The following is a 17,826-nucleotide window of genomic DNA, read 5'->3' on the forward strand; positions in this document are numbered from 1 at the left end:
GCCCGAGGGGCCGCCCAGGCCGGACCGCGGTGCCGGCGGCGGCGCCCGGCGCCATAGAATCGCCGGGTGAACGACCCCCTCCGCACCGCGCTGGCCGAGCTGCTGGACGGTCTGCCCCCCTCGGAGGTGACCGCCGCCGTGGACCGCCTGATCACCCACTACCGCGGCGACACCCCCACCCACGCGCCGATCCTGCGCGACCGCGCCGACGTCGCCGCGTACGCCGCCTACCGCATGCCGGCCACCTTCGAGGCGGTCCGCTCCGCGCTGGAGGCGTTCGCGGCCACCGCCCCCGACTGGACCCCCCGGAGCCACGTCGACATCGGCGGCGGCACCGGCGCGGCCACCTGGGCCGTGGCGGAGACCTGGCCCGGCGAGCGCAGCGTCACCGTGCTGGACTGGGCCGAGCCCGCCCTCACCCTCGGCCGGCAGCTCGCCGCCGCCCACCCGGACCTCGGGAACGCCCGCTGGCAGCGCGCCCGGATCGGCGCGGACCTCGCACTCGACGACACCGACCTGATCACGGTGTCGTACGTCCTCAACGAACTCGCCGGACCCGACCGCGCCGCCCTCGTCGACGCCGCCGCCGGCGCCGCCCGGACCGTCGTGCTCGTCGAGGCCGGCACCCCGGCCGGCTACCTGCGGATCATCGAGGCCCGCGACCGGCTGATCCGGGCCGGCTTCCACGTCGCCGCCCCCTGCCCGCACAGCGCCGCCTGCCCCATCGCGCCCGGCACCGACTGGTGCCACTTCTCCGCCCGGGTCGGCCGCTCCTCCCTGCACCGCCAGGTCAAGGGCGGCTCGCTGGCCTACGAGGACGAGAAGTTCAGTTACGTCGCCGCGACCCGGCTGCCCGCGCAGCCGGCCCCCGCCCGGGTGGTCCGCCGCCCGCAGATCCGCAAGGGCCAGGTGCTGCTCGACCTGTGCGAGACCGAGGAGCGGCTGCGCCGGACGACGGTCACCAAGCGCCACGGCGACCTGTACAAGGCGGCCCGGGACGCCGACTGGGGTGACGCCTGGCCCCCGTACGGCTCCGCGTCGTAGCCCGGTGCCGCGGCTTGTTACTTTCGACCCCATGGTCGACAAGCCCGCCCCCGACGCCACCCGCCGCAGCGAGAAGTCCCGCAGAGCGATCTACGCCGCCGCCCTCGCCCTGGTCGGGGAGGTCGGCTACCCGAGGACCACCGTCGAGGGGATCGCCGCCCGCGCCGGGGTCGGCAAGCAGACGATCTACCGCTGGTGGTCCTCCAAGGCGGACGTCCTGCTGGAGGCGTTCCTCGACCTGTCCCGGCAGGCGGCGCGGGAAGCGGGCCAGGAGCCGTACGTCTTCCCGGACACCGGTGACCTCGCCGCCGACCTCAAGACCGTGCTGCGGATCACGGTGGACCAACTGCTCGACCCGCGCTTCGCGGTCCCCTCCCGGGCGCTGGCCGCGGAGGGCCTCGTCAACGAGCAGCTCGGCCGCGAGCTCGTCGGCACCCTCCTCGAACCCCAGCTCCAGCTGTACGCGGCCCGCCTGCGCTCCGCGCAGGAGGCCGGGCAGGTACGGCACGACATCGATCCCCGGATCGCCCTGGAACTGTTCGTCTCGCCGCTCGCGCAGCGCTGGCTGCAGCACACCGGGCCGATCTCGTACGCGTACACGGACACCCTCGTCGAGTACGCCCTGCACGGAATCGCGCCCCGTTGACCACCGACCGCCCCCCCCGTCCCGTCGGTTTTCAGACCCCCGAAGCACGTGAAGATGGGACGATAAGGCATGCTGTCCGCACCACAGCGAGGCGAGGGGATAGATGAGCGCGACGTTCGGCGGCCGGACCGGCCGGCAGGGAAAACTCTCCCAGTGGCTGCTCGGACGCCGCCCGAAGGAGGCCGCCGCCGACGAAGGCGGCCGTGAGGCCCTGCTGCTCGCCGCCGCCGCGGCGGGACTGCCCCTCGCCCCCGCCGCGCACCCCACCGACGGCTACCGCTGTTCCTGCGACCGGGTGGGCTGTCCCACCCCCGCCCGGCACCCGGTGTCGTTCGCCTGGCAGACGCAGTCCACCACCGACCGCGCCCAGATCGAGCGCTGGGCCCGGCACCAGCCGCAGGCGAACTTCATCACCGCCACCGGCATGGTCCACGACGTGCTGGACGTGCCCCTGGAGGCCGGCCGGGAGGCCCTGGAGCGGCTGCTCGGCTCCGGCGTCGAGGTCGGACCGGTCGCCGAGAGCGACGACGGCCGCATGCTGTTCTTCACCCTCACCCGGGGCACCCCGGAGGACGAGGACGAGTGGTGGCCGTGCGAGCTGGACTGCCACCCGGAGACGATGGACGAGCACCCCGGCCTGCGCTGGCACTGCCGGGGCTCCTACGTCCTCGTACCGCCCGCCCGGCTGCCCGGCGACGCGGGCCAGCAGGTGCGCTGGCTGCGCGGCCCGGAGCATGCGCTGCCCGACCCGCTCAGCCTGCTGGAGGCGCTCACCGACGCCTGCGCCCGGCACGTGGGCACCGGGGCCGGCCACCAGGGCGCGGCCTGGCCCCTGCACCACTGACGGGCCGGCCGGTTACTCGCCCTGCGCGGCCGTCAGGCCCTGCACGCGCCCCAGCATCCGCACCGGACCGCTGCCGGCGGGGTCGAGCACGGCCTCGTTGGCGATCGACTCCAGCGTCAGGGACTGCTTCACCTCGCCCTTGACCAGGGCCTGCACGTCCTTGTTCGGGACCGACACGGTGCCGCCGGTGTAGGCGGTCTGCTTCTCGTAGTGGTGGGTGGTGAAGAACACCAGCGCCCCGCCGTCCGCCGTGCGCAGCGCGAGCGGCGCGTAGTCGCCGTGGGTGAGGGGCTCGTCGATGAACTGCCGGACCAGGCCCGGCTTCTCGGCCGCCTTCCGGCGGTCGGCGCGCAGCCCGCTGGTGTCGCGGCCGTCGGCGAAGGTCCGCCCGCCGCTCTTCAGATAGGCGGCGTACGTCTTGCTCAGCTCGTCGGGCCGCACGGCCAGTTGCGTGGTGTCGGCCGGCACGGCCTCGGCCCAGCCGTCCGCGTCCTTCCTGAACTCCGGTACGGTGCCGGGCGCCATCAGCGTCAGATAGCGCACCTGCCACCGCTCGCCGAGGTCGTTGCGGGTGAACACCAGCACCCAGCGGAAGTTCCCGCCCTTGTTGCCCTGCCCGTCGGCGACGAACCAGCGCGGCCAGCCGGCCTTCTTCGGGATCGTGTACTTCACGTCCGTCAGCTTCAGCGGCGCGTGGGCCGGGTTCCCCGACGGGCTGTTGACGTGCCCGGCCCTCAGCCGGGCGGAGTCGATGTCGGCGACGGCGCCGGTGACGTAGGGCTCGTCCAGGGAGCTGTCGTAGGCCTTGTCGGCCTTGTTGTACGCGGTCGTGAACGCGGTGAGCGCCTCGGCGGCCTCGGCGCGGGTGCTCGCGGGGAGCACGACACGCTCCCCGTGCACCACCACGCATCCGCTCGCGGTCAGCGACAAAGCGGTCAGCGAGGCCGCTATGAGTGCGTTCCGGTCACGCCTGCGAAGCCGCTGACGGCTGCGTTCCCTGGTCATCGGGCTCCTTCACCTTCCCCTTCCCGGAGGCGAACCCTACCGGGGAGAGGAACAGCGCGAGCACCGGGACCAGGTACAGCGCCCACACCGTGATCTGAACGACCGTCGGGTCCGGCTGGAAGTTGAAGACGCCCTTGAGCAGGGTGCCGTACCAGCTGTCCGGCGGGATGGTGCCGCTGATGTCGAAGGCCAGGCGGTTGATGCCCGGGACCCAGTCGGCCTCCTGCAGGTCGTGGAAGCCGTACGCCAGCACGCCCGCCGCGACCACGACCAGCATGCCGCCGGTCCAGGTGAAGAACTTGGCCAGGTTGATCTTCAGGGCGCCCCGGTAGAACAGCCAGCCCAGGAACACCGCCGTGGCCAGGCCGAGGGCGACCCCGACCAGCGGGCGCGGGGTGCCGTCGGAGGCCGCGTGCACCGACGCCCACACGAACAGCGCGGTCTCCAGGCCCTCCCGGCCGACCGCGAGGAACGCGGTGGCGACCAGCGCGCCCGTGCCGAGCGCGAGGGCCGCGTCCAGCTTGCCGTGCAGCTCCGACTTCAGGTGCCGGGCGGTGCGCCGCATCCAGAACACCATCCAGGTCACCAGGCCCACGGCGAGGATCGACAGGGAGCCGCCGAGGGCCTCCTGCGCCTCGAAGGTCAGCTCCTGCGAGCCGAACTCCAGGGCGCAGCCGAAGCCCATGGCGATGGCGACCGCGATGCCGATGCCGATCCAGATCGGCCGCAGGGCGTCCTTGCGGCCGGTCTTGACCAGGTAGGCGATCAGGATGCAGACGACGAGCGACGCCTCCAGACCCTCGCGCAGACCGATCAGATAGTTGGAGAACACGGGCTACGCCTCCTTCGAGAACAGCGTGCGGCCCCACCAGTCGCCGGAGTCCCGGACGCCGGGCGGCACCGCGAAGACCGCCGAACCCACGTGCTGGATGTACTCGTTGAGCGCGTCGTGCGCGGCGAGGTTGCGCTGGAGCGGGATGAACCCCTTGCGCACGTCCCGCTGGTAGGCGAGGAAGAACAGGCCCGCGTCCAGCCGGCCGAGACCGTCGGTGCCGTCGGTGAAGGAGTAGCCCCGGCGCAGAATGGTGATCCCGTTGTTGGTGTCGGGGTGCGCGAGCCGCACGTGCGCGTCCGGCTTCATCGCCTTCAGGAACGGCTCGTCGTGCTCCTTGGCCTTGCCGACCGGCGCGCCCTCGCGCTTGTCCCGGCCGAACACGTCCTCCTGCTCCTGCAGGGAGGTGCGGTCCCAGGTCTCGATGTTCATCCGGATGCGCCGGGCGACCAGGTACGACCCTCCGGTCATCCAGTCCGGCCCGTCGCCCTCGCCGACCCACACGAACTTCTTCAGCCGGTCGGTCTCGGTGCCCGCGATGTTGCGGGTGCCGTCCTTGAAGCCCATCAGGTTGCGCGGGGTCTGCGCGTCCGGGGTGGTGGAGGAGGTCTTGCCGAAGCCGAGCTGGGACCAGCGGATGGCGACCTTGCCGAAGCCGATGCGGGCGAGGTTGCGGATGGCGTGCACGGCGACCTGCGGGTCGTCGGAGCAGGCCTGGACGCACAGGTCGCCGCCGGTGCGGGACCTGTCCAGGTTGTCGCCGGGGAACTTGGGCAGGTCGACCAGGGCCTCGGGCCGCCGGTCCCGCAGCCCGAACCTGTCGAACAGCGACGGGCCGAACCCGATGGTCAGGGTCAGCCGGGACGGCTTGAGCCCGAGCGCCTCGCCGGTGTCGTCCGGCGGGGCCTCGGCGAGCCCGCCGTAGGCGCCCTCGCCGACCGCCTTGCCCGCGGTCATCCGGCGGGCCGCGTCGGTCCAGTCCTTGAGCATCCGGACGAACTCGTCGCGGTCCTCGGTCTTCACGTCGAACGCGGCGAAGTGCAGCCGGTCCTGCACGGGGGTGGCGATGCCGGCCTGGTGGACGCCGTGGAACTCCACCGCGCCACCGGTCTCGGCGGCGGCCGGGTCCATGTCGTTGCCCGCCTTGGCCATCGCCACGGCGCCGCCGGCCGCGGCGGCCCCGAGCGCGAGCCCGGCACCGCCCCAGCCGATCAGCGCGCGACGCGACGGAGTGGCCTGAGTCTCCTGGGTCTCGGTCATCGCCCTTTTCCCCTTGCTTACTTCACGACCGCGGCGGCGAGCTTGGACAGCGGCTCGGCGAGCGCGTTCACCGCGTCCGACAGCTCCTTGCGCTGGTCCTTGGTGACCTTGTCGTAGGAGACGAAGTCGTACGAGGTCTTGTCCGAGCGGTACTTGTCGAGCAGCGTGTCCAGCGCCGCGAACTGCTTGTCCAGTTCCTTGGTCAGCGCCGGGTCGTTCTTCGCGGCGACCGGCTTCAGCAGCTCGTACGCCTTCTGGGCGCCCTCGACGTTGCCCTTGAAGTCGACCAGGTCGGTGTGGGCGTAGCGGTCCTCCTCGCCGGTGACCTTGCCGGTGGCGACCTCGTCCAGCAGTTCCTTGGCGCCGTTGGCCATGGAGGTCGGGGTGATCTCGGCCTTGCCGACCCGGCCCTGCCAGTCCTTGAGGTCCGTCAGCAGCTGACCGGCGAGGGCCTTCTCCTCGGCGCCGATCTTCTTGTCCTGCCAGAGGGCCTTCTCCAGCCGGTGCCAGCCGGTCCACTTCTGGCCGTCGTCCAGGCCGTCCTCGCGGACGTCGACCTTCGGGTCGATGTCACCGAAGGACTCGGCGACCGGCTCGGTGCGCTCCCAGCCGAGGCGGGAGAGGCCGTAGGCCTTCTTCGCGGCGTCCAGGTCGCCGGCCTGGACCGCCTTCACGAAGGCCTCGGCCTTCGGCAGCGTCTCGTCGGCCTGGTCCTGGGCGTACTGGCGGTACTCGGCGACGGCCGAGTCCAGCTTCGGGTCCCGCTTGGCGGTGCTGCCGCCGCCGGTCACGGTCAGCTTCTGCCGCACGCCGTGGCCCTTCATGCCGGGCCGGCAGGCGATCTCGTACGCGCCGGCCTTCACCTCGGCGGTGAGCGTGTACTTGGTGCCGGGGCCGATGTTCTCCTTCTCGGAGACGATCCGGTCGTCCGGGAACAGGATCTCGACCTCGGTGGCCTTCGAGCCCTTGTTCTCGATCTTCAGCGTGACGTGGCCGGCCGGCACGGACGTGCTGGACGTCTCGCACTTGGAGTCGGCGGCCGTGACCTGGATGGCGTCGCCGTCCTTGGCATCGCTTTTCGCGGTGCAGGCCGAGAGGGCGGTCAGAGCCGCCGCGGTGACGGCGGCGGTGACGGTCAGTCGGACGGCGCGCATGCAGGCTCCAAGCGGATCTGGTCTGGTGAGGCTGCCCTAACTTACATGAGGCTAACCTCACCCATATCCGCCGGGGCCGTGATTCAGCTCTCACAGGAAGGCCACAGACACGGCTTGATCTCGATGTCTCAAAAGCGACGACAACGAACGGCAAAGGCGATGCCAAGCGGTGGCAGGACCAACGGGTGCTGCCCGTGGCCCGGGTGGAGGAGGGGAACCGGGCAACCGGGCGCATGCCTGTGCCCGTCGACTGGAGGAGTCGCGCCACGGCCCCTTGTACGACTCCCGTTGGCATCTGCGCCTGCGCTCGGTGTTCCCCCCGTACGTCTGGCACGCCGCCGACTTCGTCCGCGCGTGGCCCCCCTGCCACCTCGACCGGTCCGGACACGGCCGGCACGGGGTCGTGCCCCTGCGTCCGCTCTCCGCCGAGGACGCGCCCCGGGTGCGGGCCTACGCCGACACCGTCTCGGACCTGCCGTACGAGGAGGCCCGCACCCGGTCCTGGCCCCTGCCGGGCGGTGTCCGCGCCTGGGAAGCGCTCGCCCGGGCCGCGATGTTTCAATTCCCCGGTGACTGACTACGACGTACTCCGCGTCTTCTGCGGACCGGACGGCGGCTACGGCAACGAGCTGGGCGTCGTCCGTGACGGCTCGGTGCTGCCCGAGCGGAGCGACCGGCAGGAGCTGGCGGCCAAGCTCGGCTTCAGCGAGACCGTGTTCGTGGACGACCCCGAGCGCGGAGTGATCGACATCTACACCCCCACCCTGCGCCTGCCGTTCGCCGGTCACCCCTGCGTGGGCACGGCCTGGCTGCTCGACGTACCCGAACTGGTCACCCCCGCCGGGGTCGTCGGGACCCGGCTGGACGGCGAGTTCAGCTGGATCGAGGCCCGCGCCGAGTGGGCGCCGCCGCGCACCCTGCGCCAGTACCCGAGCGCCGCCGAGGTGGAGGCGCTGGAGGTGCCGCCGCCCGGGGAGTGGATCTACGCCTGGGCCTGGGAGGACGAGGCCGCCGGGCGGGTCCGGGCGCGCGCCTTCCCCGGCCGTATCGATGAGCGCGGCGACAGCCGCTCCGGTGGAGCCGGTGCTTGCACCGGGGGTGTCGAGGAGGACGAGGCCACCGGCGCGGCCGCCCTGCTCCTCACCGACCGGCTGGGCCGGGCCCTCAACATCACCCAGGGCCGGGGCTCGCAGATCCTCACCGCGCCCCAGCCGCACGGGTGGACCGAGGTCGGCGGCCGGGTCCACCTGGAGCGCTGACGCGTACGCGTGTCCGGTGAGCGTCCGCGCCCCCGTTCGGGTGGATCCGCGTGTGCGTGCGAAGGCGAACGGGGACCTCTGGGCGTGACCACTCCGCCTCCCCGAGAGGAGCACCATGCGCATCAGATCAGTCCTGGCAGCGACGGTCCTCGGCGCCGCCCTCGCCGCCACCGGCGCGACGACGGCCGGCGCGTCCGTCCACGACACCCGGGTCGACGACGAGGCCGTCTGCAGCCCGTACGCCGGCGACCTCACCTCGCTGGAGAACCACATCTCCTGGTCCGGTGCCCACTGCAGCAACCACCTGCGCTGACGCGAACCGGGTCTCCTCGCGCAGGCGGCGGGGGGCCCGGTCGCCCGGGCTCACGCGGACAGCGGGAACTCCTCGCCGAGGGCCCGGAAGACCGCCGTGTTCAGCTCGAACGCCCGCCGGCACTCCGAGACGACCCGCTGCTTCTCCAGGTCGTCCACCCCCATCCGGTCCAGCAGCTGCCGGTAACCCCGCTTGAACGCGGCCGGATCGGGGATCGCGTCGAAGACGTAGAACCGGACCCCGTCACCCTTCTCGGCGAAGCCCCACGTCCGCTCCGCCCTGTCCCGGATGATCCGGCCGCCGGAGAGGTCGCCGAGGTAGCGGGTGTAGTGGTGGGCGACGTACCCGCCGGGCCAGCGCTCGGCACACTCCCGCACCCGGTCCGCGTACGCCCGGGTGGCGGGCAGCGCGCTCGGGGCCGCCTGCCCGCCGGGGCCCCGCAGGTGCGCCAGGTCCCGCTCCAGCGCGGGCAGCCGGAACAGCTCCGGCCGGATGAACGGCCCGGCCACCGGGTCCGCCGCCAGCCGCTCGGCCGTGCTCTCCAGGGCCTCGTAGACGAACCACAGTTGCTCGGTGTACCGCGCATAGGCCGCGACGCCGAGCCGGCCGCCGAGCAGGTCGCTCATGAACGTCGAGGTCTCGGCCGCCTTGTGCTGTTCGCGCGTGGCGCTCCGGAGGAGGGACGAGAAGGAGTGCGACGAGAGGGGGTCCATGAGCACATCCTTTACCGACATCCTGTCGGTAAAACTCTACAAGAGAAGGCCCGCCCCCGTCGGGGAGCGGGCCGGGCGGCGGCCGGGGCCGCCGGTCAGGGCAGGGTCAGGATCTCCGCGCCGGTGTCCGTGACCACCAGGGTGTGCTCGAACTGCGCGGTGCGCTTGCGGTCCTTCGTCACGACCGTCCAGCCGTCGTCCCACATGTCGTACTCGTGGGTGCCGAGCGTCAGCATCGGCTCGATGGTGAACGTCATCCCCGGCTGCATCACCGTCGTGGCGTGCGGGCTGTCGTAGTGCGGGATGATCAGGCCGGAGTGGAACGACGTGCTGATGCCGTGCCCGGTGAAGTCCCGCACGACGCCGTAGCCGAAGCGCTTGGCGTACGACTCGATGACCCGGCCGATGACATTGATCTGCCGGCCCGGCTTCACGGCCCTGATCGCCCGGTCGAGCGCCTCACGGGTGCGCTCCACCAGCAGCCGGGACTCCTCGTCCACGTCGCCGACCAGGTAGGTGGCGTTGTTGTCGCCGTGCACCCCGCCGATGTACGCCGTCACGTCCAGGTTGACGATGTCGCCGTCCCTGAGGACCGTCGAGTCCGGGATGCCGTGGCAGATGACCTCGTTGACCGACGTGCACAGGGACTTCGGGAAGCCGCGGTAGCCGAGCGTGGACGGGTACGCCCCGTGGTCGCACATGTACGTGTGGGCGACCTTGTCCAGCTGGTCCGTGGTGACCCCGGGCGCGATGATCTTCGCGGCCTCCGCCATCGCCCGCGCGGCGATACGGCCGGCGATCCGCATCGCCTCGATGGTCTCGGGGGTCTGCACCTCCGGCCCGGTGTACGGCGCCGGCGCGGGCTTGCCGACGTACTCGGGGCGGCGGATGTTTCCGGGGACCGAACGGGTGGGGGACAGCTCCCCTGGTACGAGCAGCGACTGGCCAGACATGCCAGCGAGTCTAACCAGCGGACATGGGGGAACATGTCGGTGGCGAGAGGAGCTGCCCATGGCCCTGTTCAAGAAGCGCACCGCCGGCAAGCCGGGGGAGTGGTACTACTGCCTGGAGCACAAGAAGGTCGAGGAGGGCCCGGACTGCCCGGGCAAGGACCGCTTCGGGCCGTACGCCTCCCGCGAGGAGGCCCGGCACGCGATGGAGACCGCCGCCGAGCGCAACCTCCAGTGGGAGAACGACCCGCGCTGGCACGACGCGCCGTCCGGCGGCAAGACCGACGAGGACTGACCCCGGAGGCATCCCGGACTGAACGCGGCATGAACGCGGCCTGGTTCCGGCCTGGTTCAAGGCCGACGGGACCGGTCACCAAGGGGCCGGCGGGGGTGCCGTCAGGGCTTCCGTCAGACGGGCCAGCCTGTCCCGGAAACCCCGTCGCGCCCGCGGAGAGCCCCCGTTCTCGCCGGCAGCCGCGCTGACCAGGTGCTGGACGGTGTCCAGGTCCAGCTCCGCCCCCTCCGGCACGGCCAGCGTGTCGTGCGCCATCGCGGCCAGCTCGCCCCCGCCCGTGCCCAGCGTCAGCACCGTCACCCCGGCCCGCCGGGCGTCGTACACCCGCTCCAGCAGCGGCGCGGGCTCCTCCGGCGCCACGACCAGCAGGGTCTCACCGCGCCGCGCCGCCGCGATCCGGCCCGGCCCGACGGCCAGGTGGGGCGGGTCGGAGGGGCGCGCGTGATGCCGTACCAGCGTCGGCGCCAGCTCGGGCGTGCCCGACCACGCGGCCTCGTCCACCAGGTGCGCGGCCAGGTGCCAGGGCTCGTACCGGGGCGTGCCCACGAGCAGCAGCCCGCCCCCGTGTGCCACCACCGACCCGCGCAGCACCCCCGCGAACCTCCGGGTGGCCCCCAGCCACTCGGTCCCGGCGAGCACTTCGCGCAGCAACGCGACCCGTACGGCGTCCATGCGACCGCATACTGCCGCAACCGGTCACTCGTGACGCGGAGTTCACCCCGAATTCGCCCGACGTGGGGAGGCTGGCGGGATGACCGACGTGACCGTCCCCTTCCGCGCGGGCCACGAGGGGTACGCCAGTTTCCGTATCCCGGCCGTCGTCGCCACCCGGTCCGGCACGCTGCTCGCCTTCTGCGAGGGCCGCGTCGACTCCGCCGCCGACCACGGGCGCATCGACATCGTGCTCAAGCGGTCCACGGACGGCGGCCGCACCTGGGGGCCGCTCCGGGCCGCCGCGCCGGGCGGCGGCGACCTCGCCGGCAACCCCGCCCCCGTCGTCCTGGACACCGGCCGCATCCTGCTCGTGCACATCCGGGCCGCCGCCGCGGCCACCGAGGCCGCCATCCTGCGCGGCCAGGTCTCGGACGCCGACGGGCGGCGGGTGTGGGTTCAACACAGCGACGACGACGGAATGACATGGTCCCCGCCCAGGGAGATCACCCGGCAGGTGAAGCGGCCCGGCTGGCGCTGGTACGCCACCACCCCCGGGCACGCCCTCCAGCTCACCTCCGGCCGCGTCCTCGTCCCGGCCAACCACACCCTGCCGCCCACCGGCACCGACACCGGCGCCGAGGCCAGGTACAACAGCGGGCACTGCCTGCTGAGCGACGACCGCGGCGAGACCTGGTACCTCGGCTACCTGGACGAGAACACCGACGGCTACGTCAACGCCAACGAGACCACCGCCGCCGAACTCCCCGACGGCCGCGTCTACCTCAACACCCGCAACGACTCCCCGTCCCCCGGCACCCGCGCCGACGCCCACTCCGAGGACGGCGGGAGGACCCTCGTGAAGCCCTTCCGGCCGCAGGCCGGGCTGACCGCGCCGGTCTGCGAGGCCTCCGTCCTCCAGCTCCGCGACCCCGACCTGCTGCTCTTCTCCGCCCCCGCCGACCCCGGCGGCGCCCGCGCCCTGATGACGATCCGCGCCTCCGCCGACGGCGGCACCACCTGGCGCCCGGCGTTCACCGTCGACGGGCTGCCCGCCGCCTACTCCGACCTGGTCCGCGTCGATCCGCACACCGTCGGCCTGCTCTACGAGACCGGCGACTTCGGCGCCTACGAGACGATCACCTTCCGCCGGGTGCCCGTGCACCGGCTGACCTGAGCCGGTACGCGCCCGGCGGCGGACGTAGAGTCGGGCCATGACCTCTACCGACAGCGCACAGAAGGCCCCCGCCAAGGACCCCTGGGACCTGCCCGACGTCTCCGGGTACGTCGTCGGCGTGCTCGGCGGCACCGGCCCGCAGGGCAAGGGCCTCGCCTACCGGCTCGCCCGGGCCGGCCAGAAGGTGATCATCGGCTCCCGCGCCGCCGAGCGCGCGCAGGCCGCCGCCGGGGAACTCGGCCACGGCATCGAGGGCGCCGACAACGCCGAGACCGCGCGCCGCAGCGACATCGTGATCGTCGCCGTCCCGTGGGAGGGCCACGGCGACACCCTGAAGTCCCTGCGCGACGAACTGGCCGGCAAGCTCGTCGTGGACTGCGTCAACCCGCTCGGCTTCGACAAGAAGGGCGCCTACGCGCTCAAGCCGGAGGAGGGCAGCGCCGCCGAGCAGGCCGCCGCCCTGCTGCCGGACTCCCGGGTCGCCGCCGCCTTCCACCACCTGTCGGCCGTCCTGCTCCAGGACCCGCAGATCGAGCAGATCGACACCGACGTGATGGTCCTCGGCGAGGAGCGCGCCGACGTGGAGATCGTGCAGGCGCTGGCCGGCCGCATCCCCGGCATGCGCGGCATCTTCGCGGGCCGGCTGCGCAACGCCCACCAGGTCGAGTCGCTGGTCGCGAACCTGATCTCCGTCAACCGCCGGTACAAGGCACACGCCGGGCTGCGCGTCACCGACGTGTGAGCGGACTCCGGCCATGGGGGACACTGGTGCGAGCAGTGTCCCCCCCGACAGGATCCGGAGCCGACCCCCATGCCCCCCCTGCCCCCGCCCAGCCCGACCCGGCGACTCGCCCTCTACACCCTCGTCGTCTGCCTCCTCGCCGTGGCCGCCGCCGTCGTCTCCTTCGTCCAGGGCAGCTGGCTGGGCATCGTCTGGGTGCTGCTGGCGGGTCTCTCCTCCAACATGACCTGGTACTACGTCAAGCGCGGCCGGGCCGCCGGGCAGGACGGCCCCGTCACGGGGTGAGCGAGCAGATCTCCGGGGTCTCCTGCCAGAAGCGGTAGTCCGCCTCGCCGCAGTAGCGGGAGAAGTCGTCGACGTCCAGCGCCCGCATGACCGAGTCGATCACGTCGAAGAACGCGTGGTTGACCGACGGCAGCCACAGCAGCGCGAACACGAACAGCAGCCCGAACGGCGCGAACGGCTCCACCTGCCGCTTCACGTTGTACGACAGCCACGGCTCGATCACGCCGTAGCCGTCCAGACCCGGCACCGGCAGGAAGTTCAGCAGCGCCGCGGTCACCTGGAGCAGCGCCAGGAACGCCAGCGCGAACCGGAAGTCCGCGGGCACGCCGTCCAGCGTGTCCAGCCAGAACGGGGCCGTGCACACCGCGGCGAACAGCACGTTCGTCAGCGGGCCCGCCGCCGAGATCAGGCTGTGCCGCCAGCGGCCCCGGATCCGGCCCCGCTCGATGAACACCGCACCGCCGGGCAGACCGATCCCGCCCATGATCACGAACAGCACGGGCAGCACGATGCTCAGCAGCGCGTGCGTGTACTTCAGCGGGTTCAGCGTGAGATAGCCCTTCGACCCGACCGTGATGTCCCCGCTGTGCAGGGCGGTGCGCGCGTGCGCGTACTCGTGCAGGCACAGGGAGACGATCCAGGCCGCGGTCACGAACAGGAACACCGCGATGCCCGGCTGCGCGGCGAACCCGGTCCAGGTGGCCCAGCCGGTCACCGCCGTCACGGCCAGGATGCCGACGAAGACGGGACTGATCTGCCGGTCGCCGCGGCGGGTGGTGGCGGTGGTCATGGGCGAGCTCCTGTGCGGGCCGGTGACGGTCGGGAACTGCGACCGTACCGGCCGCGGACACGTGGGGAAAACGCCTCGCGGTGGCCGTCGGGTTCCTGGACCCTGGGGGGATGCCACGGATGAGGGTGTTCTACGACTCTGCGGAGATGGAGTGCTGCGGCACGCCGTTCGCCGTGGGCGACGAGGTCTCCTGGCGGCTGGTCCCCACGACCGGGGCGGACGGCCACTACGGCGCCGCCGCCTGGGTGGCGAACCACGGCGGACCCGACCGGGCGACCACCGGCCGGGTCCGGGGCATCGACCTGGTGCACCAGGAGTACCTCGCCCACCACGACCCGCGCACCGTCGCACCGCCCGCCGCGGAACCCGGCGAGGTGATCTTCGTCGCGGCCGGGCGCCGCCTGGAGCCGGTGCCGGGCGCCCCCGTCCTGGAGCCCGTCGACGCCTGCCCGAAGTGGTTCGACGCGTTCGAGCAGGAGGAACAGCCGCCACGGCGGGTTCCCTTCCGGGTCCGCTGCGCCGTCGGCGTCCTCGTCACCCTGGACGTCCCCGGCGGCACGCCGACCCAACCCGGTGACCGCCGCTGACCACTCCGGAGACAATGGACCCCGTGCGCTTCTCGCTGCTCGGCACCACCCAGGCGATCCGCCCCGACGGCACGGCCGTCCCGGTCGGCGGGGCGCGGCTGCGTGCCCTGCTGAGCGTGCTCGCGCTGCGGGCCGGACGGACCGTGCCCGCGGGCGTCCTCGTGGACGAGGTGTGGGGCGCCGACCCGCCCGCCGACGCCGCCGGTGCCCTGCAGGCGCTCGTCGGCCGGCTCCGGCGGGCCCTCGGCCCCGACGCCGTCGCCTCCGTCGACGGCGGCTACCGGCTCACCGCCGCACCCGACGACGTCGACCTCGCCCGTTTCGACCGGCTGACCGGCGACGGCCTGCGCGCCCTCGCCGACGGCGACCCCGCCAAGGCCGCCGCCGTCCTCGACGACGCCCTCGCCCTGTGGCGCGGACCCGCCCTGGCCGACCTGCCCGACCGCACCGCCGAGGCGGCCCGCTGGGAGACCCGCCGGCTGGACGCGCTGCGCGCCCGGCACACCGCCGCCCTCGCCCTCGGCGGGGCCGAGCAGGCGCTGCCCGAGCTGACCGCGCTGTGCGACGACCACCCGCTGGACGAACCGCTCCAGGCGCTGCGGCTGCGCGCCCTGCGTGACACCGGGCGCCCCGCCCAGGCGCTCGCCGCCTACGAGGACGTACGCCGCCTGCTCGCGGACCGGCTCGGCTCCGACCCGGGCCCCGAACTGCGCGCCCTGCACACCGAGCTGCTGCGCGAGGAACCGGCCGGGCAGCCGCCCGCGGCCCGCCCGGGCAACCTGCCCGCCCGGCTGACCTCCTTCGTCGGCCGGGAAGCCGACATCCGGGCCATCGGCGCCGACCTCGCCGCGGCCCGCCTGGTCACCCTGCTCGGGCCCGGCGGCGCCGGGAAGACCCGGCTGTCCCAGGAGGCCGCCGAGGCGGTACGGCACACCGTCCGGGACGGGGTCTGGCTCGCCGAACTGGCCCCCGTGGACGACCCCGACGCCGTACCGCAGGCCGTGCTCACCGCGATCGGCGCCCGCGAGACCGTGCTGCACGGCACCGGCGTGGACAGCATGCGCGCGGTCACCGACCGGCACGACAACCCCCTCGAACGGCTCGTGGAGCACTGCGCCCGGCGCCGCATGCTGATCATCCTGGACAACTGCGAGCACGTCGTGGACGCCGCCGCCCATCTCACCGAGCGGCTGCTGGCCCGCTGCCCGGAGCTGACCGTCCTCGCCACCAGCCGCGAACCCCTGGGCGTGCCGGGCGAGTTGCTGCGGCCGGTGGAACCGCTGCCCGAACCGGTCGCGCTGCGGCTGCTGGCCGACCGGGGCGCGGCGGCCCGGCCCGGCTTCCGGGTCGAGGACGACCCCGAGGCGTGCGCCGAGATCTGCCGCCGCCTGGACGGACTGCCCCTCGCCATCGAGCTGGCGGCGGCCCGGCTGCGCATGCTGACGCCCCGCCAGATAGCGGACCGGCTGGACGACCGCTTCCGGCTGCTCACCTCCGGCAGCCGCACCGTGCTGCCCCGCCAGCAGACCCTCAGGGCCGTCGTCGACTGGTCCTGGGACCTGCTGGACGCGGGCGAACGGGACGTCCTCGCCCGGCTGTCGGTGTTCGCCGGCGGCTGCGACCTGCCCGCCGCCGAGGCCGTGTGCGGGCCGGGCGCGCTGGACGCCCTCGGCTCCCTGGTCGACAAGTCCCTGGTGGTGGCCGCGCCCGCCGCCGACGGCGGCATGCGCTACCGGCTGCTGGAGACCGTCGCCGAGTACGCCGCCGAACGCCTCGCCGAGACCGGCGGCCGCGGCGAGGCCGAGCGCGCCCACCTGACCTACTACCGGGAACTGGCCCGCGCCACCGACCCGTTGCTGCGCGGCCCCGAGCAGCTCGCCGCCATCGACCGGTTCCAGCTGGAGTACGAGAACCTGCGCACCGCCTTCCGGCACGCCGTCGCCGAACACGACGAACAGGAGGCGCTCTGCCTGGTCCTCTCCCTGCTGTGGTTCTGGCAGATGCGCGACCAGCGCATCGAGACCCGCACCTGGTGCCGGGAGGTCATGGCGCTCGGCCCCGACCCGTTCACCGAACCGGTCCGCCGCGCCGAACCGGTGTGGCGGCGCTGCACCGACACGCCGCCGCCGTACGCCGGCGAGGTCCTCGCCGAGGCCCGGCGCGGGGTCCACCTGGCCCATGTGGCCTGCATGGACACCGAGATCGACGCCTGGCAGACCCCCGAGGCGCAGGCGAAGCTCCGCGCGGTCGCCCGGACCTACGAGCCCGGCCTGCCGCAGATCTGCCGGCCCCCGGGCATCCTGTGGTTCTTCGCCGAGCTGCTGACCGGCGGCGCCGACCGGCTGCGCACCATCGCCGACGCCTGCGTGCAGACCTGCCGGGACACCCCCGGCTACGAGTGGGAGCTGGCCGGCGCCCTCCAGCTGCGCGCCAACCTCCTCGCCAACCGCGCCGACTGGGCCGGCGACGCCACCCGCGACGCCGACGAGGCCCTGGAGATCTACCGCCGCCTCGGCGACGCCTGGGGCACCACCGAGGCCCTGTCCGCCCGCGGCGAGGCCCGGGAACGCAAGGGCCACCACCACGAGGCCGCCGCCGACTACCGGGCCGCCATCGAACACGCCGAGCGCCTCGGCGCCCGCGCCCAGGTGGCCGTGCTCCGCGCCCGGCTCGGCGGCGCCCTGCTGGAGGCGGGCGAAAGCGAGCGCGGGGAGCGGATGCTCCGGGACGTCATCGCCAGCAAGGACAGCACCCACAACGAGGCCATGCCCGCCGCCCGGCTCGTCCTGGCCGGCTGGCTCGGCCTGACCGGCCGCACCGCGGAGGCCCGCGACCACCTGCGGCTGCTGCGCCAGGAGGTCCGCATCGCGCGCTTCGTCGTCTTCGACGCCGTGATCCTCTGCCAGGAGGCCTGGCTGAACGCCGTGGAGGAGCGCACCGAGGAGACCCTCGGCCAGGCCCGCGAGGCGCTGCAGCTCGCCGCCGACCCGCTGAGCCGGGCCATCACCCCGCACCTGCACTCCGTCGTCCTCGCCGTCGCCGCGATGGCCCTCGCCCGCGCCGACGGCCGCGCCGCCGACGCCGCCCGCTGCCTGGGCGCCGCCGAAGCGCTGCTGCCGGCCGCCCACGTCCCCTCCGGTGTGGAGCGGCGGGCCCGCGACCTGACCGAGGCGCGGATCCGGGAGCGGCTCGACGCACGGTCGTACGAGGCCGCGTACGCCGAGGGCGGCGGCCTCTCCCTCGTGGAGGCCGCCGCCCTGTTCGGACCGTCCTAGGACG

The 17,826-nt window shown here is 73.5% G+C and carries 20 protein-coding genes; 12 read left to right on the top strand and 8 right to left on the bottom strand.

All coding sequences use genetic code 11. The annotated features are described in order from the left end of the window. Positions 1 to 66: 66 nt before the first annotated feature. From ABZ923_RS04860 to ABZ923_RS04870, 3 genes are all read left to right on the top strand, one after another. Positions 67 to 1,044, top strand: a complete 978-nt coding sequence (locus ABZ923_RS04860) for a small ribosomal subunit Rsm22 family protein (RefSeq protein ID WP_361466842.1) — start codon at positions 67 to 69, stop codon at positions 1,042 to 1,044. Positions 1,045 to 1,075: 31 nt separating this feature from the next. Next, positions 1,076 to 1,690, top strand: a complete 615-nt coding sequence (locus tag ABZ923_RS04865) for a TetR/AcrR family transcriptional regulator (RefSeq protein WP_361466844.1) — start codon at positions 1,076 to 1,078, stop codon at positions 1,688 to 1,690. Between the two features lie 103 nt (positions 1,691 to 1,793). Continuing rightward, positions 1,794 to 2,534: a bifunctional DNA primase/polymerase gene (locus ABZ923_RS04870; RefSeq protein WP_361466847.1), complete on the top strand. Its 741-nt coding sequence runs from the start codon at positions 1,794 to 1,796 to the stop codon at positions 2,532 to 2,534. Between the two features lie 12 nt (positions 2,535 to 2,546). On the opposite strand, the gene ABZ923_RS04875 is transcribed toward ABZ923_RS04870, so the two are convergent. From ABZ923_RS04875 to efeO, 4 genes are read right to left on the bottom strand one after another with little or no spacing between them, the layout of a single operon-like run. Next, a complete protein-coding gene (locus ABZ923_RS04875; protein WP_361466850.1) occupies positions 2,547 to 3,539 on the bottom strand; it encodes a hypothetical protein in 993 nt (330 codons plus the stop codon). Then, on the bottom strand, positions 3,499 to 4,371 hold the full coding sequence (gene efeU, locus ABZ923_RS04880; protein WP_361466853.1) for an iron uptake transporter permease EfeU: 873 nt from the start codon (positions 4,369 to 4,371) through the stop codon (positions 3,499 to 3,501). Before efeU ends, ABZ923_RS04875 begins: the two co-directional genes overlap by 41 nt. Positions 4,372 to 4,374: 3 nt before the next feature. Further along, positions 4,375 to 5,631 carry an iron uptake transporter deferrochelatase/peroxidase subunit gene (efeB, locus tag ABZ923_RS04885; protein WP_361466856.1) on the bottom strand — a complete coding sequence of 419 codons (1,257 nt, stop codon included), beginning with the start codon at positions 5,629 to 5,631 and terminating at the stop codon, positions 4,375 to 4,377. A 17-nt stretch (positions 5,632 to 5,648) separates the two neighbouring features. Next, positions 5,649 to 6,785: an iron uptake system protein EfeO gene (gene efeO / locus ABZ923_RS04890; RefSeq protein ID WP_361466859.1), complete on the bottom strand. Its 1,137-nt coding sequence runs from the start codon at positions 6,783 to 6,785 to the stop codon at positions 5,649 to 5,651. Positions 6,786 to 7,059: 274 nt separating this feature from the next. On the opposite strand from efeO, the gene ABZ923_RS04895 reads away from it, so the two are divergent. The 3 genes from ABZ923_RS04895 (at position 7,060) to ABZ923_RS04905 (ending at position 8,357) form a co-directional block, all read left to right on the top strand. Beyond that, positions 7,060 to 7,362 carry a hypothetical protein gene (locus ABZ923_RS04895; protein WP_361466861.1) on the top strand — a complete coding sequence of 101 codons (303 nt, stop codon included), beginning with the start codon at positions 7,060 to 7,062 and terminating at the stop codon, positions 7,360 to 7,362. Continuing rightward, on the top strand, positions 7,355 to 8,044 hold the full coding sequence (locus ABZ923_RS04900; RefSeq protein ID WP_361466864.1) for a PhzF family phenazine biosynthesis protein: 690 nt from the start codon (positions 7,355 to 7,357) through the stop codon (positions 8,042 to 8,044). The genes ABZ923_RS04895 and ABZ923_RS04900 overlap by 8 nt, the downstream gene beginning before the upstream one ends. Before the next feature lie 115 nt (positions 8,045 to 8,159). Next, complete coding sequence (locus tag ABZ923_RS04905) at positions 8,160 to 8,357, top strand: hypothetical protein (RefSeq protein ID WP_361466867.1); 198 nt, start codon at positions 8,160 to 8,162, stop codon at positions 8,355 to 8,357. Positions 8,358 to 8,407: 50 nt separating this feature from the next. On the opposite strand, the gene ABZ923_RS04910 is transcribed toward ABZ923_RS04905, so the two are convergent. After that, a complete protein-coding gene (locus tag ABZ923_RS04910) occupies positions 8,408 to 9,070 on the bottom strand; it encodes a biliverdin-producing heme oxygenase (RefSeq protein ID WP_361466869.1) in 663 nt (220 codons plus the stop codon). A gap of 95 nt (positions 9,071 to 9,165) precedes the next feature. Further along, complete coding sequence (gene map, locus ABZ923_RS04915; protein ID WP_361466872.1) at positions 9,166 to 10,023, bottom strand: type I methionyl aminopeptidase; 858 nt, start codon at positions 10,021 to 10,023, stop codon at positions 9,166 to 9,168. Between the two features lie 58 nt (positions 10,024 to 10,081). Between map and ABZ923_RS04920 the strand changes: the two genes are divergently transcribed. Next, positions 10,082 to 10,315, top strand: coding sequence for a hypothetical protein (locus ABZ923_RS04920; RefSeq protein WP_361466874.1), 234 nt, complete (start codon positions 10,082 to 10,084; stop codon positions 10,313 to 10,315). Between the two features lie 75 nt (positions 10,316 to 10,390). Here ABZ923_RS04920 and ABZ923_RS04925 read toward each other — a convergent pair whose 3' ends face one another. Continuing rightward, positions 10,391 to 10,987: a hypothetical protein gene (locus ABZ923_RS04925; RefSeq protein ID WP_361466877.1), complete on the bottom strand. Its 597-nt coding sequence runs from the start codon at positions 10,985 to 10,987 to the stop codon at positions 10,391 to 10,393. 79 nt (positions 10,988 to 11,066) lie between these two features. Here ABZ923_RS04925 and ABZ923_RS04930 point away from each other — a divergent pair, with 79 nt between their 5' ends. The 3 genes from ABZ923_RS04930 (at position 11,067) to ABZ923_RS04940 (ending at position 13,170) form a co-directional block, all read left to right on the top strand. Further along, positions 11,067 to 12,143, top strand: coding sequence for a sialidase family protein (locus tag ABZ923_RS04930; RefSeq protein WP_361466879.1), 1,077 nt, complete (start codon positions 11,067 to 11,069; stop codon positions 12,141 to 12,143). A gap of 37 nt (positions 12,144 to 12,180) precedes the next feature. Beyond that, complete coding sequence (gene npdG / locus ABZ923_RS04935; protein ID WP_361466882.1) at positions 12,181 to 12,885, top strand: NADPH-dependent F420 reductase; 705 nt, start codon at positions 12,181 to 12,183, stop codon at positions 12,883 to 12,885. Between the two features lie 69 nt (positions 12,886 to 12,954). Further along, positions 12,955 to 13,170 (top strand): hypothetical protein, encoded by a 216-nt coding sequence (locus ABZ923_RS04940; RefSeq protein WP_361466884.1) that lies wholly within the window; start codon positions 12,955 to 12,957, stop codon positions 13,168 to 13,170. On the opposite strand, the gene ABZ923_RS04945 is transcribed toward ABZ923_RS04940, so the two are convergent. Next, complete coding sequence (locus ABZ923_RS04945) at positions 13,160 to 13,960, bottom strand: site-2 protease family protein (protein ID WP_361466886.1); 801 nt, start codon at positions 13,958 to 13,960, stop codon at positions 13,160 to 13,162. The genes ABZ923_RS04940 and ABZ923_RS04945 overlap by 11 nt on opposite strands. A 110-nt stretch (positions 13,961 to 14,070) precedes the next feature. Between ABZ923_RS04945 and ABZ923_RS04950 the strand changes: the two genes are divergently transcribed. After that, complete coding sequence (locus ABZ923_RS04950; protein WP_361466888.1) at positions 14,071 to 14,547, top strand: DUF6578 domain-containing protein; 477 nt, start codon at positions 14,071 to 14,073, stop codon at positions 14,545 to 14,547. Between the two features lie 14 nt (positions 14,548 to 14,561). Then, complete coding sequence (locus ABZ923_RS04955) at positions 14,562 to 17,822, top strand: BTAD domain-containing putative transcriptional regulator (RefSeq protein ID WP_361466891.1); 3,261 nt, start codon at positions 14,562 to 14,564, stop codon at positions 17,820 to 17,822. The last annotated feature ends 4 nt before the right edge of the window (positions 17,823 to 17,826 follow it).

This window comes from Streptomyces sp. NPDC046881 (genome assembly GCF_040645015.1).
Classification (GTDB): Bacteria; Actinomycetota; Actinomycetes; order Streptomycetales; family Streptomycetaceae; genus Streptomyces.